The sequence below is a fragment of the Burkholderia sp. AU33423 genome (assembly GCF_002223135.1).
GTDB lineage: Bacteria > Pseudomonadota > Gammaproteobacteria > Burkholderiales > Burkholderiaceae > Burkholderia > Burkholderia lata_D.
This window is the reverse complement of sequence record NZ_NKFH01000007.1, coordinates 2,388,644-2,406,284: the sequence shown is the minus strand read 5'-3', so window position 1 is coordinate 2,406,284 and position 17,641 is coordinate 2,388,644. Positions and strand designations below refer to the sequence as shown.

Sequence of the window (17,641 nt, the reverse complement as noted above, 5' to 3'; positions counted from 1 at the left end):
CAGTTGAAAGCCGATTGACAATAATCAACCGATTTCGCGTCTCAATTAAACGTCGCTGACGACGCAAAATACATCGTCTATTCTCCGCATTCCCGGCCGTTCGACCGGCGCCGGCGTACAAACCACGCCGGACCGGGCGATCGGGCGATCGCCGTGCGCGTCGATGCCGCGCATTGTTGCATTTCCTCGGTCAGTATGTTTTTGAACGCGGGAGTTGCCGGCTGATTATTTGATTGATAATCTGCGGCACGTTCGAAAGAACAGTGGGTGGTCCGCCGGGAATATCGATATATATAAATGCTGAGAGAGCGATGACGAATCGAGAAAATCAACGCGTCAGGTTTCGCGTCGGCGATGTCGTGACGCTGAAGACGGGCGGGCCGCGCATGACCGTCACCTATGCCGGGCCGGTCGTATTCGACGACGGCGACTGGCTGATCTGCCAGTGGTTCGACGAAAACGGCGAATTCCGGCAGGAAATGTTCCCGCACGACACGGTGGTGCCCGAGCCGCGCGCGATTTCGGCCGGGCGCGTCCGCATGCGCATGCAGTCGCATCGCTACCGGTCGGCGGCCTGACGATCGTCTGTCGTCGTAATGTAGTCATACCCGGTACCCGCGCCGCGACATTTCACGTCAGCCCGAAACATGCGGCGATGCGTTGCACGGATACTGTCTGCATGAACCCGACCGATCCCATCGCAGCGGCCACGCACCGCGATCCCTATCCCTACTATGCGGCGCTCGTCGACGGGCCGCCGCTCGCGTTCGACGCCACGCTCGGCCTGTGGGTCGCGAGCCGCGCGGCCGCCGTGACGGCCGTGCTCGGCCATCCGGCCTGCCGGGTTCGCCCGCTGGACGCCCCGGTGCCGCCCGCGTTGCGCGGCACGACGGCCGGCGCGCTGTTCGGCGAGCTGGTGCGCATGAACGATGGCGCGTTGCGGCACGACGTGCCGAAGCAGGCGCTGCGCACGGCGTTCGCGCCGATCGACACGGCGGCGCTGCGCGACCGTGCCGCGCGGATTGCCGCGCGGCGCTTGCCGGAGCCGGGCGATGCCGGCGCGCTGAACGCGTGGTGCATGACGGTGCCCGTTTGCGCGGTTGCCGATCTGCTCGGCTTCGACGAGACGCAGCTCGACGGTATCGCGGCGCAGGTCGTCGATTTCGTCGCCGCGCTGTCGCCCTTGTCGGATGCCGTGGCACTGGCCCGCGCGAGCGACGCTGCGCGAGCGCTGCTCGACCGGATGACGGAGCGCGTCGCACAGACGCATGCGCACGACGGCACGCTCGTTGCCGCCGTGCAGCAGGCGGCCCGCGCGTCGGGCTGGCGGGCGAGCGGTGCGCTGGTCGCGAATCTCGTCGGGCTGCTGTCGCAGACCTGCGAGGCGACCGCCGCGTGGCTCGGCAATACGCTGGTGGCGTGGAACGGGGAAGCGGGGGCGAGCGCTGCGCGCGTCACGCCGGACGATGCCGCGCTCGACGCATTCGCTGCCGAAGTCGGGCGCTTCGATTCACCGGTGCAGAACACGCGCCGCTTCGTCGCATCGCGCACGACGATCGAAGGCGTGACCGTCGAAGCCGGCGATGCGATTCTCGTCGTGCTCGCCGCCGCGAACCGCGACCCGGCCGTGCATCGCGACCCGCAGCGGTTCATGCCCGAGCGCGCGGCCGGGCCGAATTTCGGCTTCGGCACGGGGCCGCACGGTTGCCCGGGCGAACGGATCGCGCGGGCGGTGACGGCGGGGGCGTTCGGGGCGTGGTTGCGTGCGGGCGGTGTACCGCCGCGCGACGGGCTGGTGTGGGACTACCGCGCGTCGACCAACGTCAGGATGCCGAAGTTCGACGCGTCACGCTGAAGGGGAAAGAGGGACTTAACGGCAGCCTTGTTTCTCCGCCCATTGCTCCTGGGCGGCAACGCGGCGCTGCACGCGTTCGACGAGGCCGGTCGAGAAGGTCCGCATGCTGATGCCGCGGCGCTTCGCGAGGATCGTCTGCGCGACATCGGTGCGCGGGTTCGGCTGGCACGCCCAGTACAGCGTCATCAGCCAGCCGATGCCGGTCCATCCGAACAGCGCGTTGAACATCGCGACCGTCAGCTTGTCGTGCCGGCCACGCCGGTCGGCAATGACCGCCGGCAGAAAATAGATCGCGATCGCGGCCACCGAACCGGCCACTTGAATCAGGACTGCGTTCTGCATGTTGCTGCTCCATCCGAACTGCAATGGGACTGATTGTCGCGCTTTTTCCGTTTGCGTGCAGGCCGTGGCCAAGCAATTGATTGTTGCGTTTTTAATGACGATCAGCCGGCTTCGGCGTCCGCCGGCTGCACTTCGTTGCTCAGCGCGAAACCTTCGTCGAGCCAGCCCGTCACGCCGCCGATCATCAGCTTGACCGGCCTGCCGAGGCGCGCGAGCTGGATCGCCGCGCGCGCGGCGCCGTTGCAGTGCGGGCCCGCGCAGTAGACGACGAACAGCGTGCCGGCCGGATAGCCGGCGAGCTTGCTCTCGATGATCTTGCGGCGCGGCAGGTTGCGCGCGCCGGGCACGTGGCCGGCGGCGAACTGGTCGGGGCCGCGCACGTCGAGCAGCACGAAATCGGGCGTGCCCGATGCGAGCGCGTCGTGCACGTCCCAGCAATCGGTCTCGAAGCGCAGCGATGCCTCGAAATGCGCGAGGGCGGCGGGGCTGTCGGCGGCGGGCACGTCGGTGACGTAGGACATGGCAGGTTCTCCTGAAGATTGCGCGGAACGCGGTGGAATGAGGGGCAGTATCGCGGTTCGGCGCGTTTCGCGGCAGTGGCGCGATCGACAAGTTCCGGTAACATCGCGCCATGCACAATCATCTCGTCGTCGCGCTCGCCTACGATCGACTCTGCACGTTCGAATTCGGCTGCGTGGTCGAACTGTTCGCCCTCGAACGCCCCGAGCTCGGGGTCGACTGGTATCGCTTCGCGGTCTGCGCGAGCGAGCCGGGGCCCGTGCGCGCGGCGGGCGGCATCACGGTCGCCGCGCCGTATCGGCTCGCGACGCTCGATCGCGCCGACACCATCGTGATCCCCGGCTGGCGCGATCCGGACGAACTGCCGCCGGAGCCGTTGCTGAAGAAGCTGCGGGCCGCGCATCGCCGTGGCGCACGGCTCTGCTCGATCTGTTCGGGCGTGTTCGTGCTGGCCGCGGCCGGCGTGCTCGACGGCCTCACGGTGACGACCCACTGGCGTTATGCGGAGAAACTGCAGGCGCGCTATCCGGCGCTGCGCGTGAATCCCGATGCGCTGTACGTCGACGAAGGGCAGGTGATCACATCGGCCGGATCGGCGGCGGGGCTCGACATGCTGCTGCATCTCGTGCGCCGCGATCATGGCGGCGCGATCGCGAACCGGGTCGCGCAGCGCCTCGTGCTGCCGCCGCATCGTGACGGCGGGCAGGCGCAGTTCGTGCCGCGCCCGGTCGCGCCGGGCGGCACCGACCGGCTCGCGAAGCTGATCGACTGGTTGCGCGCGCACGCGGCCGAGCCGCACACGCTTGCGTCGCTCGCCGCGCAGGCCGCGATGAGCACGCGCACGCTGCAGCGTCAGTTCGCGGACGCGACGGGGATGTCGCCGCTCGCGTGGCTGATCCGCGAACGCGTGAATGTCGCGAAGGACATGCTCGAAGCGCATCCCGCGCTGTCGCTCGCGCAGGTCGCGGCGCGTGCGGGGTTCGGTTCCGAGGAATCGCTGCGCCGGCATTTCCGGCGCGTCGCGGCGACGAGCCCGGCCGCGTACCGGCGCGGGATGGATCGTGGCGTAAGATCGCAGGACGCTTGAGCGCCGCGCATCCGCGCGGTGGCGGCTTTCGTACCCGGCGGCGCATCGCCTGCCCGGGGCATTCCGGACGAAAGCGGAATAGACCAACAACATGACACTCAGAGAGAACCTCGGATTCGGCTTCACGCGCGATGCCGCGCACGTGTACTGCCATGACGAGCCGTTGCGGGACCGTGCCGGCAACCTCATCGAGGGCATCGTGATCGACGGCTTCCGGCCGTTGTCCCAGTATCTGGCGACGGACGGCGTGCGTGCGTACGCGTGCACGTTCACGTGGTTGCGCTTTACCGTGCTCGACGTCGATGCCGCGACGTTTCGACGGCTGGACGAATCCCATGCCGTCGACGCGAACCATGTCTACTGCCAGAACCGCAAGCTTGCCGGCGCGTCGCCCGCGAGCTTCCGGCTGCTGAACGATGCATGGGGGCACGACGACCGCTACCTGTATCACTACGGCAAGCGCATGCGCGGCGCGGATCCCGCGACGCTGCGGTGGGTCGGCGCGTATCTGGTTGATGCGCAGCGGGTCTGGTATGGCGGACGGGCGCTCGAAGGCGCCGATGCGGCGAGCTTCGTCAGCGCGGCCGATGTCGCGCAGGATCTCGCGACCGACCGAGTGCGGCCTTACCAATACGGGCACGCGATCGATCCTGGCCCGCGCGAGAAGTGGGAACGCGACTGGTCGCCGTTTTTTGCCGCACATCCCGAACTGCAAGGCTACTGGTGGCACACGCTGGTCGGGCAGGCTGCGGCAGACACGCCGGAGAAAGAACTTGGCGGCGGGTACCGGATAGTCGGTGACCAGGTGTACCTGCACGACCTGCCGCTGCTCGAACCGGATGCGGCGACGGTCCGGTGGCTGGGCGATTCGTTCATCGCCGACCGGTCGCGACTCTATTCGTACTCGGATTACCACACCGGCTTTCTCCGCGGCGGCCCGCTGCCGGGCGATCCCGCCCAGTGGCGACATCTGGCCGGGCCGTGGTATCAGGCCGGCGACCATTGCTATCTGAAGCAGTGGCGCGGTCATGCGGAGGCCGCGAAAGTCGACGGCAACACATTCGAAGTCCTGAACGATACCTATGCGAAGGATCGCCATGGCGTGCTGTGCATGCTGGTACGCAAGCGCGGCATCGATCCCGCCCGGGTCGAAGCGATCGGCGACCATCATCTGCGCGACGGCGGCCGCCTGTTCTATTTCGGCAAGGAAGTGAAGGCGCGGTTCGACGGCGCGAGCGCCGAATTCGTCGGGCACGGCTTCCTGCGCGACGGGCAGGGGCGGTTGCTGCACGGCAACCAGCCGTATCGCCGCGGTGTCGATGGCGCGACGCTCACGTTTCTTTCCGAGTATTTCGCGCGTGATCGTGCGCGGGTCTACGTCTATTGCAACGGTAGCGAACTCGTGCCGCTGCCGGGTGTCGATCCGGCCGCCTTTCGTCTCGAACAGCCCGATGTCGGCACGGACGGCAGCCGTCGATATGTCTATCAGGCGTGGCTTGCTGCGTGGCGCGCCCGGCATCTGGCGCCGATGCCCGACTACGTGCCGCCGGATTACGTGGCGCCCGAAGCGGGCGCGCAGGCCGAAGCCGCGCCGGTGCCTGAATCGGTATCGGCGCATGAAGCGTCGCAGTCGCCGCTTGCCGGGGCGGTTGCGGCCCGTCGTGCGTGCGTGCTCGAATGGACGCGCGACGGCACGGGTGACGTGCGCCTGGTCGTCGCCGGCGAAGGATTCTGCGACATCTGGGATCTTGCGCGGCGACGGGTGGTCGCGTCGTTCGAACTGCCGCGTCCGTTCGTGCCGGACGAAGCGGAAGCGACTGCCACGGACGGACTGCGCAACGTGCCGGTGAGCGCATCGGCCGATGCGGCGCTGTCGACGCTGACCGTCGCGTACTGGGACAACACGGCGCTTTACCGGGTCGACGCCGCGAACGGTACCGCGGACGTGTGCTGGTGCGCCGAAAGCCGGTACGACTATCTGGAGCGGGTTCATCTGTCGCCCGACGCGCGCGAAGCGTGGGTGCGCATCCGCAACCGGCTCTACCGTGTGCCGCTCGCCGGCGGCGGCACGCTCGACGTGCTCGATTACGACATGGCCGACGTGCGCTTTCAGGATGCGCCGTTCGCGGTGAGCGCGGGCCGGCGTCGCCGTGCATTCGCCCGGGATGCCGCGCTGACGGTGCGAACGGATGGCGAAGCCGATTGCGAATTGCCGGGCGCGGACAATGGCTTCCCCTGCGCGTTTTCCGACGACGGTGCCCGCGTGCTGGCGCGCGACGCGAAATGCGTGTTGCGTGAGTTCGATGTCGGCAGCGGCAGGCGGCTCGCGTTGCATCGTGGCGGCTGGTGCGAGCGCAGGTGGTTCAAGAGCCAGGCCGGCTGGATCGGCGGTCGCCTCGTGTTTGCCGGCCTGCCGATGGGCGGGCGGGGCGAGGTCGACATCTGGGATGTGCTCGACAACCGGCTGCTGTTTCGCATCGAGGCCGCGGTACGCGTGCCCGAGCCGGACGCGGGCTGACACGGTCGCGGCGCTGCGGCAGGTCGTTCGCGGGAAGCGCGCCGGGCGATTCCGAAACCGGTGCGAGCAACCGACGCGATCGCGCCGTGGTACGACGCATGCATCGGCCAACCCGACGACGACGGCGCAGCGCAGGCGGCCGGTTACCGGCGCAACCGGCCGCCGAACTGAACGGCCGCATGCACCGCGGCCGGCGCATGCTCAGCGCGTGCGGGTATCGTGCGCCTTCTGCTTGATGCAAGCGATGCGATACACGCCATCCTCGACTTCGACACCGTGCGTGTCGTGCGTGAAGCCGGGGAAGCGCAGGTCGTACTGCTCGAGCGCCTTCAGGTAGCCGAGCAGCGGGCCGTCGGCCGGCCCTGCGTTCTCGCCGGGCATCAGCAGCGGAATGCCGGGCGGATAGGGCACGACGCCCGTCGCGACGGTGCGGCCTTCCATCTCCGCGAGCTCCAGCATCTCGATGTCGTTGTGCACCAGATGCTCGAACGCCTCGGCCGGGCTGTAGTCGGGCTTCGGCAGCGTCGAGAAGCCGCGCGACATCATCTCGGTCGTCTTCAGGTCGCTCATCGCGCTGAACATCAGGTCGCACAGATCGCGCAGGCCGAGCTTGCCGTAGCGTTCCGGATAGCGCGCGACGAGTTCGGGCAGCGCCTGTTCGAGCGGCGCGTTCGCATCGTAGTCGCGCTTGAAGTCGAGCAGCGTGTTGACCAGCGTGCCCCACTTGCCCTTCGTCACGCCGAGCGAGAACAGGAACAGGATCGTGAAGTCGGTCGTCTTCTCGACGACGATCCCGTGCCGGTCGAGATACGCGGTGACGACCGACGCCGGAATGCCGACCGGCATCAGCCCGCCGTGCGAGGCGACGCCCGGCGTGACGATCGACACCTTGATCGGATCGAGCATGCAGTAGTCGTCCTCGATATCGCCGAAGCCGTGCCACGTGTCGCCCGGATGCAGCACCCAGCACGTCGGATCGGTGGCGAGCAGCGTCTCGTCCGCTTCGTGGAAGCGCACGCGCCGGCCCGTCTTGCGATCGACGACGCTATCGGGCTGCCAGCCGTTGAAGAACCAGTCGTTGTTCTCCGCGCATTCCGTATGCAGGCGCGCCAGCATCTGGCGGAATGCGACGGCCTCGCGGATCGCGTCGGTGGTCAGCGCCTCGCCGCCGGGGCCGTCCATCATCGCGGCGCTCACGTCGTTCGACGCGATGATCGCGTAGTTCGGCGACGTCGACGCATGCATCATGTACGCCTCGTTGAAGCGGGCGTGCTCGATCGGGTTGCGGCCGTCGCGAACATGAATGAACGATGCCTGCGACAGCGCGGCGAGCAGCTTGTGCGTCGATTGCGTCGCGAACACGGTCGGCTTGCTCGCGTCGTGTTGCGACGGATCGCCGTGCATCGCGTGACGGTCGCGATAGATCGGGTTGAAGCGCGCGTAGCCGTACCATGCCTCGTCGAAATGCAGTCGATCGACGCTCTGGCCGAGCAGTGCCTCGACGCGCGCGACGTTGTAGCAGAGGCCGTCATACGTCGAGTTCGTGATCAGCGCATGCACGGGCGTCGGGTCGATGCCGTCGCGGCCGCGCACGAGCGGGTTCGCGTCGATCGCGAGGCGTACGGCGGCGGCCGTCAGCCGCTCGGGCATGATCGGCCCGATGATCCCGTAGTGGTTGCGCGACGGAATCAGGTAGGTCGGAATCGCGCCCGACATCGTCATCGCGTGCTCGGCCGACTTGTGGCAGTTGCGGTCGCACAGCGCGACCTGGTTGCGCGTGACGCTCGCCATCAGGATCACGCGGTTCGACATCGACGAGCCGTTCGTCACGTGATACGTGCGATGCGCGCCGAACACGCGCGCCGCATAGCGTTCGCTTTCACCGATCGGGCCCGAGTGATCGAGCAGCGAGCCGAGTTCGCCGACCGAGATCGACAGGTCGGAGCGGAACAGCGATTCGCCGAAGAATTCGAAATACGCGCGGCCGACCGGCGATTTCAGGAACGCGGTGCCGCCCGTGTGGCCGGGCGTGTGCCACGAGTATTCGTACACGCGCGAGAACTGCGCAAGCGCGCGGAACATCGGCGGCAGCACGGTTTCGCGGTAGCGCTCGATCGCGGCCACGATGCGGCCGCCGATGAATGCGGTGGTGTCCTCCAGCATCCAGATGAAGTCGTCGGCCTTGCGCATCGCGTCGACCGGAATCGCGGACGCGCTCGCGCGGCTCGCGAGCAGGAACACGGGCACGGTCGCATTGCGTGCGCGCATCGCGTCGAGCACGGCCTGCGCGGGTGCGTGGTCGGCGTCGTTGCCGAGTTCCCAGTTGAGCAGCAGGCACTGGATCGCCGGATCGGCGGCGACCACCGCGCACGCATCGTCGGCGGACGTCGCGATCACGACGTCGACGAGCCGCGTGCGCAGTTCCTCGGCAAGCGCCGTCGCGGCGCGCCCGGTGGCCGTGCGTTCGTCGATGTCGTGCTGCACGAGCAGCGCCTTCATGCCGAGGCGGCGGAAGGCCGGTTGGGTCAAGGAAGTCGTCATGTGTCATTCCCCCGTTTGCTGGGTTGCCTGGACGCTCGCGGCAACGGCCGGCGAGCGCGCGTGAAGGGTGTCGGCCTGGTGACGGCCCACGGAGATCCAGAAGGTGGCGGCGAGCGCGGCGATGGTCACGCCGAGTGCGAGATAGCGCACCCAGCGCGGCGAGCGGCCGCCCGGATGGATATGGGTTTCCTCGATCTCGCGCTGGCGGTTGATCGACAGCTCGTAGAAGACGATCGTCGCGACGACGAAGATCAGCGACCAGCGCGTTTGCTGGCCGTCGGAGCCGACCATCGCCCACAGCGCGTAGACGGCGCCGATCAGGCCGACGATCGTGTAGAACGTGAACTGGTGCGACGGCATCTTGCCGTAGCCGAGCACCTTGATCGCGATGCACGAGTAGATGTACGGCAGCAGCGTCATGATCACGGCGATCGACGCGATCTTGCCGAACTGTTCGCTCGCGCTCGGCGACATCGTCGCGAGCACCTGCACCGACATGATCAGCGCGACGATCGCGAGGCCGGCGGACGGCACGTTCTTCGAGTTCACGCGCGCGAACACGCCGGCGAACAGGCCGTCGTCGGCGGCCGCCTTCGCGGTCTGGCCGACCAGCAGCGTCCAGCCGGCGAGCGAGCCGAGGCAGCCGAGCGCCGCGCATATCGCGACCGCGTTCGCGGCCGACTCGCCGAGCGCGAGGCGCGCGGCATCCGCGAACGGCGCGCTCGATGCGAGCAGCGCCTTGTTCGGGATCATCCCCATGATCACGGTCGAGCTCAGCACGTAGCAGACGGCCGCGAGCACGACGCCGCCGACGGTCGCGATCGGCACGTTACGCGACGGGTTCTCGACGACACCGGCCGATACCGACGCACTCTCGACGCCGATGAACGCCCACAGCGTGAAGTTCAGCGTCGCGCCGATCGCGCTGAAGCTGTTGGTGCCCGACACGTTCCAGCCGGCGAAATACACGTCCTTGCTGAACCAGAACCAGCCGAACACGGCCATCCCGAGGATCGGCACGAGCGCGAAGATCGTCGTGACCGACTGCACGCGGCCGACGACGTTCGGCCCGAGGATGTTCGCGTACGTGAACAGCCAGATCACGAAGATCTGCGCGAGCGCGAACACGAGCGGGTCCTTCAGGACCGGGAAGAAATGCGTGAGGTAGCCGAGGCCGGCAACCGCGAGGCCGACGTTGCCGAGCACGTTCGCGAGCCAGTAGATCAGGTTGGTCTGGTAGCCCATGTACGGGCCGAACGACTTGCGCGCATACGCGTACGGGCCGCCGGCGGCCGGGTCGATCGCGGCGAGCTTCGCGAACACGAGCGCGAGCGACACGGCGCCGACGACGGTGATCAGCCAGCCGAAGATCGCGATGCCGCCGGTGGCGGCGAGGTTCGCGGGCAGCATGAAGACGCCGGAGCCCATCATGTTGCCCGCGACCATCAGCGTGGCGGGAATGACGCCGATTTTCGGCGCGGAAGCCGCGGCCGATGGGGCGGCGGCGCGGGAGGAGGACGAGCTGGCATCGGACATGCGACGCTCCTTGACGAGACGTGTTGCGGTTGAAGTGGCGCGGCGTGGCGCCGGTTGACGATTCCGGCATGAATCGTCGTTTTATTTAACGTTTTCATGTTATCGCCTTGGTGGTTTTTAATAAGGGTAAACGCCGGTATTTAATAACTTGAATATTGATGAATGTCATTGAAACCAGTGAATCGACGTTTGAATTTGGGTGTGGGCGGTCCGTGCAGTAAGGATCTGGGCGTTTTCGTTGGTCTCGGCCATGGATGGTGAGATCACACTGCTGAAGCTGTCGTGGAGAATCGTTTTTCCCGAACCGGTTAAATCAATTCGTGACGTAAATGCCGCCGCAATCGGGGGTTCAGGTTTATCGGTTAATATCGAGCGCATCAAACGCGCGCCGCCGGCGCGCGACCACCGCTTCTTCCCCGACGACGATTCCGATGACGACGCTGCCTTCCCGTTTGCCGCTGGTCCAGGCCCCGATGGTCGGTTCGCTGAGCCCGCTCGCGATCGCGGTGTGCGAAGCCGGCGGGCTCGGCTCGCTCGCGTGCGCGGCGCTCGGCCCGCAGCAACTGCGCGACGAGATCGCGGCGATTCGTGCACGCACGGGCGCGCCGTTCAACGTGAACTTCTTCTGCCATACGCCGCCGGCCCCCGACGCCGAGGTCGATGCACGCTGGCGTGCGGCGCTCGCCGGTTATTACGCGGAAGCCGGGCTCGATCCGGCCGACGTGAAGGGCGGCGCCGGCCGCGCGCCGTTCGACGATGCGATGTGCGCGGTCGTCGAGGAACTGCGCCCGGCCGTCGTCAGCTTCCATTTCGGGTTGCCGGATGATGCGTTGCTCGAGCGCGTGCGGCGTACGGGCGCGTGGGTCGTGTCGTCCGCGACGACCGTCGAGGAAGCGCGCTGGCTCGATGCGCGCGGCGTCGATGCGATCGTCGCGCAGGGCGCGGAGGCCGGCGGCCATCGCGGGATGTTCCTGACCGACGACATCCATGCGCAACCGGGCCTGTTCGCGCTGCTGCCGCAGATCGTCGACGCGGTGCGCGCCCCGGTGATCGCGGCCGGCGCGATCGCCGACGGGCGGGGCATCGCGGCTGCGTTCGCGCTCGGCGCGCGCGCGGTGCAGATCGGCACGGGCTACCTGCTGACGCCGCAGGCCGGCCGCTCGACGCAGCATCGCGCGGCGGTGCGCGCCGCGCGCGACGACGGCACGCGCATGACCAACCTGTACACGGGCCGCCCCGCGCGCGGGCTGCTGACGCGCTTCATGCGCGAGCAGGGGCCGATGAGCGCACTCGCGCCGGCGTTCCCGCTCGCGACGGCCGCGGTCGATCCGCTGCGCGGCGCGTTCGAGCGGCAGGGCCGCGACGACTTCTCGCTGCTGTGGTCGGGCGAGGCCGCGGCGCTCGCGCGTGAAGCGGATGCGGGCGAACTGACGCAACGCCTGTGGCGCGACGCGCTGGCGTGCGCGGCGGGGCTGCGCGACGCGTTCCCGCAGGCGGTCTGAGCGACCGGGAAGGGGGCGCCGGTACGGGAGCATCGGCGTATCATCTGGGTTTTCGTCAGCCCGATCCAGGCACCCCCACCATGACCTCCGTCGACACTACCCCCGTCCTCGACCATGACAAGCTCGTTACCTTCATCGAGCGCAAGTGGAACGATGAAATCCTCCACGCGCTGACCGACTACATCGCGATCCCCGCGAAGAGCCCCGCATTCGACCCCGACTGGGCGAAGCGCGGCTATCTCGAGCGCGTCGTCACCGATGCCGCGCAGTGGGCCGAGCGCCAGCCCGTGAAGGGCCTGAAGCTCGAAATCGTGCGCCTGCCCGGCCGCACGCCGGTGATCTTCTTCGAATCGCCCGCCACGCGTTCCGGCAGCACCGACACGATCCTGCTGTACGGCCACCTCGACAAGCAGCCCGAATTCGACGGCTGGCGCGCGGATCTCGGCCCGTGGACGCCGAAGTACGAGAACGGCAAGCTGTACGGCCGCGGTGGCGCGGACGACGGCTATGCGATCTACGCGAGCCTCGCGGCGCTCGGCGCGCTCGACGAGCAGGGCATCGAGCGGCCGCGCTGCGTCGGCCTGATCGAGACCTGCGAGGAATCGGGCAGCTACGACCTGCTGCCGTACGTCGATGCGCTACGCGACCGGCTCGGCCAGGTGTCGCTCGTCGTGTGCCTCGATTCGGGCGCCGGCAACTACGACCAGATGTGGCTTACCACGTCGCTGCGCGGGCTCGTGTCCGGCGACCTGCAGGTCGAGGTGCTCGAGGAGGGCGTGCACTCGGGCGTGTTCGGCGGCATCGCGCCGTCGAGCTTCCGCGTGATGCGCCAGCTGTTCGAGCGCCTCGAAGATGCGAAGAACGGCAACCTGCTGCCGGGCGTGTTTCATTGCGAGATTCCGGACAGCCGCGTGCGCGAAGCCGAAGCGGCCGCGTCGATTCTCGGCGACGCCGTGTGGAAGGGGCTGCCGTGGGCGTGCGGCGCGGACGGCAAGCCGGTGCTGCCGACTACGACCGATCCGCGCGAGGCGCTGCTGAATTCGACGTGGCGTCCGTCGCTGTCGGTTACCGGCGCGGCCGGCCTGCCGGCGCTCGCCGACGCGGGCAACGTGCTGCGTCCGCGCACCGCGTTCAAGCTGTCGCTGCGCCTGCCGCCGCTCGTCGACGCCGCGCAGGCCGTGCAGCAACTGAAGGAACTGCTCGAACTCGATCCGCCGTATAACGCGAAGGTCACGTTCAAGCCGGACGCGGGCGCCGCGACGGGCTGGAGCGCACCGGATCTCGCGCCGTGGCTCGCGTCGTCGCTCGATGCCGCGTCGCGTCGCCACTTCGGCGCCGATTGCGCGTACATGGGCCTTGGCGGCACGATCCCGCTGATGAACGTGCTGCAGGAAGGGTTCCCGTCCGCGCAGTTCATGGTGTGCGGCGTGCTCGGGCCGAAGTCGAACGCGCACGGCCCGAACGAATTCCTGCACGTGCCGTATGCGAAGAAGCTGACGGCGGCGGTCGCGGACGTGATCGCGACCGCGCGCTGATTGCTTCGCGCTCAGCAGTGACAACTGTCCGACCCAACCTCACGGAGCCTTGCCGATGACCGCACTGCCGACGCCCGATACCGAACCGCTGCGCATGCGCGCCGAACCGCTGCATGCATTCGTCGCGGCACTCTGGGAACGGGCCGGCAGCAGCGCGCGCGAGGCCAGGCTCGTCGCCGATCACCTGGTCGGCGCGAATCTCGCGGGCCACGATTCGCACGGGATCGGCATGATCCCGAACTACGTCGCGTCGTGGCGGGAAGGGCAGCTGCAGTTGAACGGGCACGCGTCGATCGTCCGCGATGGTGGTGCCGTGCTGACGATCGACGGAGGGCGCGGCTTCGGCCAGGTGATCGCGTTCGAGGCGATGGTCGAAGGGATCGACCGCGCCCGACGCATGGGCATCTGCGCGATCGGGCTGCGCGACGTGCATCATCTCGGCCGCATCGGGCACTGGGCCGAGCAGTGCGCGCGTTCGGGGCTCGTGTCGTTCCATTTCGTCAACGTGCCGGGCGACCTGCTGGTCGCGCCGCTGCACGGCACCGATCCGCGCTTCGGCACGAACCCGTTCTGCGCCGCCTATCCGCGTGCGGGCCGGCCGCCGCTGCTGCTCGATTTTGCGACGAGCGCGATCGCGTACGGCAAGACGCGCGTCGCGTACAACCAGGGCAAGCGTGTGCCGGCCGGCTCGCTGATCGATTCTCGCGGCCAGCCGACCGACGATCCGGCCGTGATGCACGAGCAGCCGTTCGGCGCGCTGCTGCCGTTCGGGCTGCACAAGGGGTACGCGCTGGCGGCGATGTGCGAGATTTTCGGCGGCGCGCTCGTCGGCGGGCATACGACCTACGGCGACACGCTGCAGAAGACGAGCGCGATCGTCAACGGGATGCTGTCGGTGCTGATCGATCCGAACGCGTTCGATGCGGCCGACGCGCAACGCGAAGCCGATGCGTTCGTCGCGTGGGCGAAGGCGTCGCCGCAGGCCGGCGATGCGCCGGTGCAGGTGCCGGGCGAGCCGGAGGAAGCGAGCCGTGCGGCGCGCGGTGCCGGCGGCATTCCGGTCGACCGCGCGACGTGGCGGCAGATTCGCGAGAGCGCGGCGGCGGTCGGCTTCGATGAAGCTGAGCTCGACGCGTGGACGCAGCGCTGCACGGCATCCGCATGAGCTGGCAATCGGAAAAGGCGCACGGCGAGGAGATCGCGTATCAGCTCGCGCCGCTCGGCAACGTCACGGTCGTGCGCTTCTTCAGCGGTGCGGCGATGCGGCTCGACGGCGTGATGTTCGGCTTCATGTCGCGCGGGTCGCTGTTCCTGCGTGTGGACGATGTGAACCGTCCGGCGTTCGTCGCGGCGGGGATGGGGCCGTTCTCGTACGAGCGGCCCACGCGCACGGTTTCGCTCGACGGCTATTACGAAACGCCGGCCGATGTGCTCGAGGATGCCGGCGCGCTGTTCGACTGGTGTCGCAGCGCGTATCGCGCGGCGCTGCTGGCGGGGCCGCCGAAGCGCAAGGCGAGGGCGGTGCCGAAAGCGAAGCCGATACAGGAAGCGAAACCGGCGTCGAAGCGAACCGCCAAGCCGGTATCGAAGGTACTGCCGAAAGCGGCGCCGGTTCAAGAAGCGAAGCCCACCTCGAAGCGAACTGCCAAACCGGCATCGAAAGCGTCGCCTAAGCCTGCTTCTGCGCAGGGATCCAAACCCGCATCGAAGCGAACCACCAAGCCGACGTCGACACCTGCGGCGAAATCCCCGGCGAAGCGCAAGCAAACATAGTGCCCGTCGCGCGAAGCGAAAGCCGCGCGATTTTTCCTTTTTTGTCGGCCCGGCCGTCGCCCGGCGATTCACGCGACATGCGCTGGCTGGCGCAAGGGCGGCCGGGGGAGGAGCACAGTCACGAAAGCGTCAAGCGCGTGCCGCACCGCACATCCCCCATGCTTCACAACGGCGGCCCCGGCGTTTATGATCGGCGCGGGTTGCACCCGTGCCTGGCGCGACCCGCGCCGGTCTCGCCGCCGGCGCCGCGAACGGCGCATCGCACGCCGCGCGGGACGCTTCCCCACTCATCATTCCAGACGGAGACAGCCGATGCTCGTCCTGATTCTCGGTTTAGCGATCTTCCTCGGTGTGCACTCGATCCGGATCGTCGCGGACGGCTGGCGGTCAGCGACGATCGAGCGGATCGGCGAGAAGCGCTGGAAGGGCCCCTATGCGATCGCGTCGATCATCGGCTTCGTGCTGATCATCTGGGGGTACGGCATCGCGCGCCAGGGCGCGACGCTGCTGTGGGTGTCGCCCGTCGGCGTGCGCCACCTCACCGGCATGCTGACCGCGATCGCCTTCGTGCTGATCGCCGCCTCCTACGTGCCCGGCAACCGCATCAAGACGCTCGTCGGCCATCCGATGGTGGCCGGCGTGGCGGTGTGGGCCATCGCGCACCTGCTCGCGAACGGCACGCTGCACGCAGTCGTACTGTTCGGCGCCTTCTTCGTGTGGGCGCTGGTCGATTTCGTCGTATGGCGCGCGCGTGACCGCCGCGAAGGCGTGCGCTATCCGGCGGGCAGGCTGTCGGGCGACGTCGTGGCGATCGTGGCCGGGCTCGTCGTGTGGGCCGTCTTCGCGTTCTTCCTGCACGGCTGGCTGATCGGCGTGCGGCCGTTCGGCTGAGCGGCCGAGAGGTTGAGCGACTGAGGTGTTGAGCGACTGAGACGTTGAGCGACTGAGCGGCGGCCGACCGGCGCGCCGCCCGCCCGCCCGGGGCAATGGTCAGCGCGCCTTCGCGCCGGCCGTATCGCCGAGTTGCGCCGGCTTGCGGCGCAGGAAATAGGCCGCGACGATCGCCAGCGCTGTCAATACCGTGAACCAGAACTGGAAGCGCGAATCCGGGTTGAACGCCTGCGAGCCGAGCACGGCCACCAGCGCCAGCAGCGCGATCCAGTTCGACACCGGATAAAACCACGCGCGGAATGCCTGCGGATCGCGTGGTGCGTGCTTTTCCTGCCGGCGCATCGCGAAGTGCGCGACGATGATGAAGATCCACACGATCATCACGAACGCGCCGCTGCTCTTCGCGAGCATCAGGAACAGGTCGCCGCCGCTCACGAAGTGAACGCCGAGGATCGACACGCAGATCGCGAGGCACAGCACGAGCGCGTTCATCGGCACGCCTTTCGCGTTGGTCCGGCCGAACAGCGCGGGCGCGTGGCCGCGCTGGCTGAGCGAGAACAACATGCGTGAGTTCGAGAACAGGAACGAGTTCATTACCGACATGAACGACACGAACAGCACGATCTTCATCGCGACGGCCGCGCCCGTGAAGCCCGCCATGCTGAACAGCGACACGTACGGCGATTTCAGGTTGGCCTTGTCGGTCCACGGCATGCACAGGATCAGGATCGACACCGAGCCGACGTAGAACACCATCACGCGCACGATCACGCTCTTGATCGCACGGATCACGTTCTTGCTCGGATTCTCGGATTCGCCCGCCGCAACGGCCGCGATTTCGCTGCCGCCGAGCGAGAAGATCACGACCATCACGCCGGCGAGCACGGGCGACATGCCGTTCGGCATGAAGCCGCCATGATCGGTCAGGTTCACAAGCCCCGGCGCGGGAATGCGCGGCTGGAAGCCGAGCAGGATCGATGCACCGAGCGCCATGAAGATGATGATCGTCGTCACCTTCGCGAACGACAGCCAGTATTCGGCTTCGCCGAACGAGCGTACCGAGTACGCGTTGCTCGCGATCAGCGTGACGAGCATGAACAGCGCGCCGCCCCACACGGGCAGCCACGGCAGGAAATCGTGGAGGATCGCACCGAGCAGGATCGCCTCGACGGTGATCGTCATCATCGACTTGAACCAGTACAGCCAGCCGACCGCGAAGCCGGCCCATTCGCCGAGATAGCTGCTGGCGTAGGTGGAGAACGACCCGCTGTCGGGGTTGCGGGACGCCATTTCGCCGAGCATGAACATGACCAGCGTGACGATCACGCCGCCGATCAGGTACGACAGGATCGCCGCGGGGCCGGCGGTCGCGATGATGGCGCCGGAGCCGACGAACAGGCCCGCGCCGATCACGCCGCCAAGCGCGATCATCGTGATGTGCCGTTGCTTGAGGCTTTGCCTCAACGAGTTGTCCTGCATCTCCTACCTCTAGTTATTGTTGGCCCGCTGGCCGGGAGCGCATCGGGCAGCGCGGCGGCGAGC

14 protein-coding genes are annotated in these 17,641 nt (G+C 67.9%); 9 read left to right on the top strand and 5 right to left on the bottom strand.

Going from position 1 to position 17,641, the window contains the following annotated elements:
• Positions 1-311 precede the first annotated feature (311 nt).
• Entirely contained in the window at positions 312-578 is a 267-nt protein-coding gene (locus tag CFB50_RS29380; RefSeq protein WP_011354382.1) for a YodC family protein, read from the top strand.
• A gap of 101 nt (positions 579-679) precedes the next feature.
• Positions 680-1,855: a cytochrome P450 gene (locus CFB50_RS29375; protein WP_069252182.1), complete on the top strand. Its 1,176-nt coding sequence runs from the start codon at positions 680-682 to the stop codon at positions 1,853-1,855.
• Between the two features lie 15 nt (positions 1,856-1,870).
• Here CFB50_RS29375 and CFB50_RS29370 read toward each other — a convergent pair whose 3' ends face one another.
• On the bottom strand, positions 1,871-2,197 hold the full coding sequence (locus CFB50_RS29370) for a superinfection immunity protein (RefSeq protein WP_011354384.1): 327 nt from the start codon (positions 2,195-2,197) through the stop codon (positions 1,871-1,873).
• A gap of 101 nt (positions 2,198-2,298) precedes the next feature.
• Positions 2,299-2,718, bottom strand: a complete 420-nt coding sequence (locus CFB50_RS29365; RefSeq protein ID WP_069252181.1) for a rhodanese-like domain-containing protein — start codon at positions 2,716-2,718, stop codon at positions 2,299-2,301.
• A gap of 110 nt (positions 2,719-2,828) precedes the next feature.
• Here CFB50_RS29365 and ftrA point away from each other — a divergent pair, with 110 nt between their 5' ends.
• On the top strand, positions 2,829-3,803 hold the full coding sequence (gene ftrA / locus CFB50_RS29360) for a transcriptional regulator FtrA (protein WP_069252180.1): 975 nt from the start codon (positions 2,829-2,831) through the stop codon (positions 3,801-3,803).
• 91 nt (positions 3,804-3,894) lie between these two features.
• Entirely contained in the window at positions 3,895-6,321 is a 2,427-nt protein-coding gene (locus CFB50_RS29355) for a DKNYY domain-containing protein (protein ID WP_069252179.1), read from the top strand.
• Positions 6,322-6,522: 201 nt separating this feature from the next.
• On the opposite strand, the gene CFB50_RS29350 is transcribed toward CFB50_RS29355, so the two are convergent.
• Complete coding sequence (locus CFB50_RS29350; RefSeq protein ID WP_089448127.1) at positions 6,523-8,862, bottom strand: Orn/Lys/Arg decarboxylase N-terminal domain-containing protein; 2,340 nt, start codon at positions 8,860-8,862, stop codon at positions 6,523-6,525.
• A gap of 3 nt (positions 8,863-8,865) precedes the next feature.
• Positions 8,866-10,398, bottom strand: coding sequence for an arginine/agmatine antiporter (adiC, locus tag CFB50_RS29345; RefSeq protein ID WP_069252177.1), 1,533 nt, complete (start codon positions 10,396-10,398; stop codon positions 8,866-8,868).
• Between the two features lie 431 nt (positions 10,399-10,829).
• Between adiC and CFB50_RS29340 the strand changes: the two genes are divergently transcribed.
• From CFB50_RS29340 to CFB50_RS29320, 5 genes are all read left to right on the top strand, one after another.
• Positions 10,830-11,900, top strand: a complete 1,071-nt coding sequence (locus CFB50_RS29340) for an NAD(P)H-dependent flavin oxidoreductase (RefSeq protein WP_069252176.1) — start codon at positions 10,830-10,832, stop codon at positions 11,898-11,900.
• Positions 11,901-11,980: 80 nt separating this feature from the next.
• Entirely contained in the window at positions 11,981-13,435 is a 1,455-nt protein-coding gene (locus CFB50_RS29335; protein WP_046548379.1) for a M20 family metallopeptidase, read from the top strand.
• A 55-nt stretch (positions 13,436-13,490) separates the two neighbouring features.
• Complete coding sequence (locus CFB50_RS29330; RefSeq protein ID WP_069252175.1) at positions 13,491-14,600, top strand: malate/lactate/ureidoglycolate dehydrogenase; 1,110 nt, start codon at positions 13,491-13,493, stop codon at positions 14,598-14,600.
• A complete protein-coding gene (locus CFB50_RS29325) occupies positions 14,597-15,208 on the top strand; it encodes a TfoX/Sxy family protein (protein WP_069253012.1) in 612 nt (203 codons plus the stop codon). The genes CFB50_RS29330 and CFB50_RS29325 overlap by 4 nt, the downstream gene beginning before the upstream one ends.
• A 312-nt stretch (positions 15,209-15,520) precedes the next feature.
• A complete protein-coding gene (locus CFB50_RS29320) occupies positions 15,521-16,099 on the top strand; it encodes an NnrU family protein (protein ID WP_069252174.1) in 579 nt (192 codons plus the stop codon).
• 99 nt (positions 16,100-16,198) lie between these two features.
• Here CFB50_RS29320 and CFB50_RS29315 read toward each other — a convergent pair whose 3' ends face one another.
• Entirely contained in the window at positions 16,199-17,578 is a 1,380-nt protein-coding gene (locus CFB50_RS29315) for an amino acid permease (protein WP_069252173.1), read from the bottom strand.
• Positions 17,579-17,641 lie beyond the last annotated feature (63 nt).

What these genes read in the sequence shown, in the direction of transcription:
- CFB50_RS29365 (WP_069252181.1), bottom strand. Translation starts at nt 2,718, where the DNA reads ATGTCCTACGTCACCGACGTGCCCGCCGCCGACAGCCCCGCCGCCCTC.
- CFB50_RS29325 (WP_069253012.1), top strand. Translation starts at nt 14,597, where the DNA reads ATGAGCTGGCAATCGGAAAAGGCGCACGGCGAGGAGATCGCGTATCAG.
- CFB50_RS29375 (WP_069252182.1), top strand. Translation starts at nt 680, where the DNA reads ATGAACCCGACCGATCCCATCGCAGCGGCCACGCACCGCGATCCCTAT.
- CFB50_RS29335 (WP_046548379.1), top strand. Translation starts at nt 11,981, where the DNA reads ATGACCTCCGTCGACACTACCCCCGTCCTCGACCATGACAAGCTCGTT.
- CFB50_RS29355 (WP_069252179.1), top strand. Translation starts at nt 3,895, where the DNA reads ATGACACTCAGAGAGAACCTCGGATTCGGCTTCACGCGCGATGCCGCG.
- CFB50_RS29320 (WP_069252174.1), top strand. Translation starts at nt 15,521, where the DNA reads ATGCTCGTCCTGATTCTCGGTTTAGCGATCTTCCTCGGTGTGCACTCG.
- CFB50_RS29315 (WP_069252173.1), bottom strand. Translation starts at nt 17,578, where the DNA reads ATGCAGGACAACTCGTTGAGGCAAAGCCTCAAGCAACGGCACATCACG.
- CFB50_RS29380 (WP_011354382.1), top strand. Translation starts at nt 312, where the DNA reads ATGACGAATCGAGAAAATCAACGCGTCAGGTTTCGCGTCGGCGATGTC.
- CFB50_RS29330 (WP_069252175.1), top strand. Translation starts at nt 13,491, where the DNA reads ATGACCGCACTGCCGACGCCCGATACCGAACCGCTGCGCATGCGCGCC.
- CFB50_RS29340 (WP_069252176.1), top strand. Translation starts at nt 10,830, where the DNA reads ATGACGACGCTGCCTTCCCGTTTGCCGCTGGTCCAGGCCCCGATGGTC.
- CFB50_RS29350 (WP_089448127.1), bottom strand. Translation starts at nt 8,862, where the DNA reads ATGACGACTTCCTTGACCCAACCGGCCTTCCGCCGCCTCGGCATGAAG.
- ftrA (WP_069252180.1), top strand. Translation starts at nt 2,829, where the DNA reads ATGCACAATCATCTCGTCGTCGCGCTCGCCTACGATCGACTCTGCACG.
- adiC (WP_069252177.1), bottom strand. Translation starts at nt 10,398, where the DNA reads ATGTCCGATGCCAGCTCGTCCTCCTCCCGCGCCGCCGCCCCATCGGCC.
- CFB50_RS29370 (WP_011354384.1), bottom strand. Translation starts at nt 2,197, where the DNA reads ATGCAGAACGCAGTCCTGATTCAAGTGGCCGGTTCGGTGGCCGCGATC.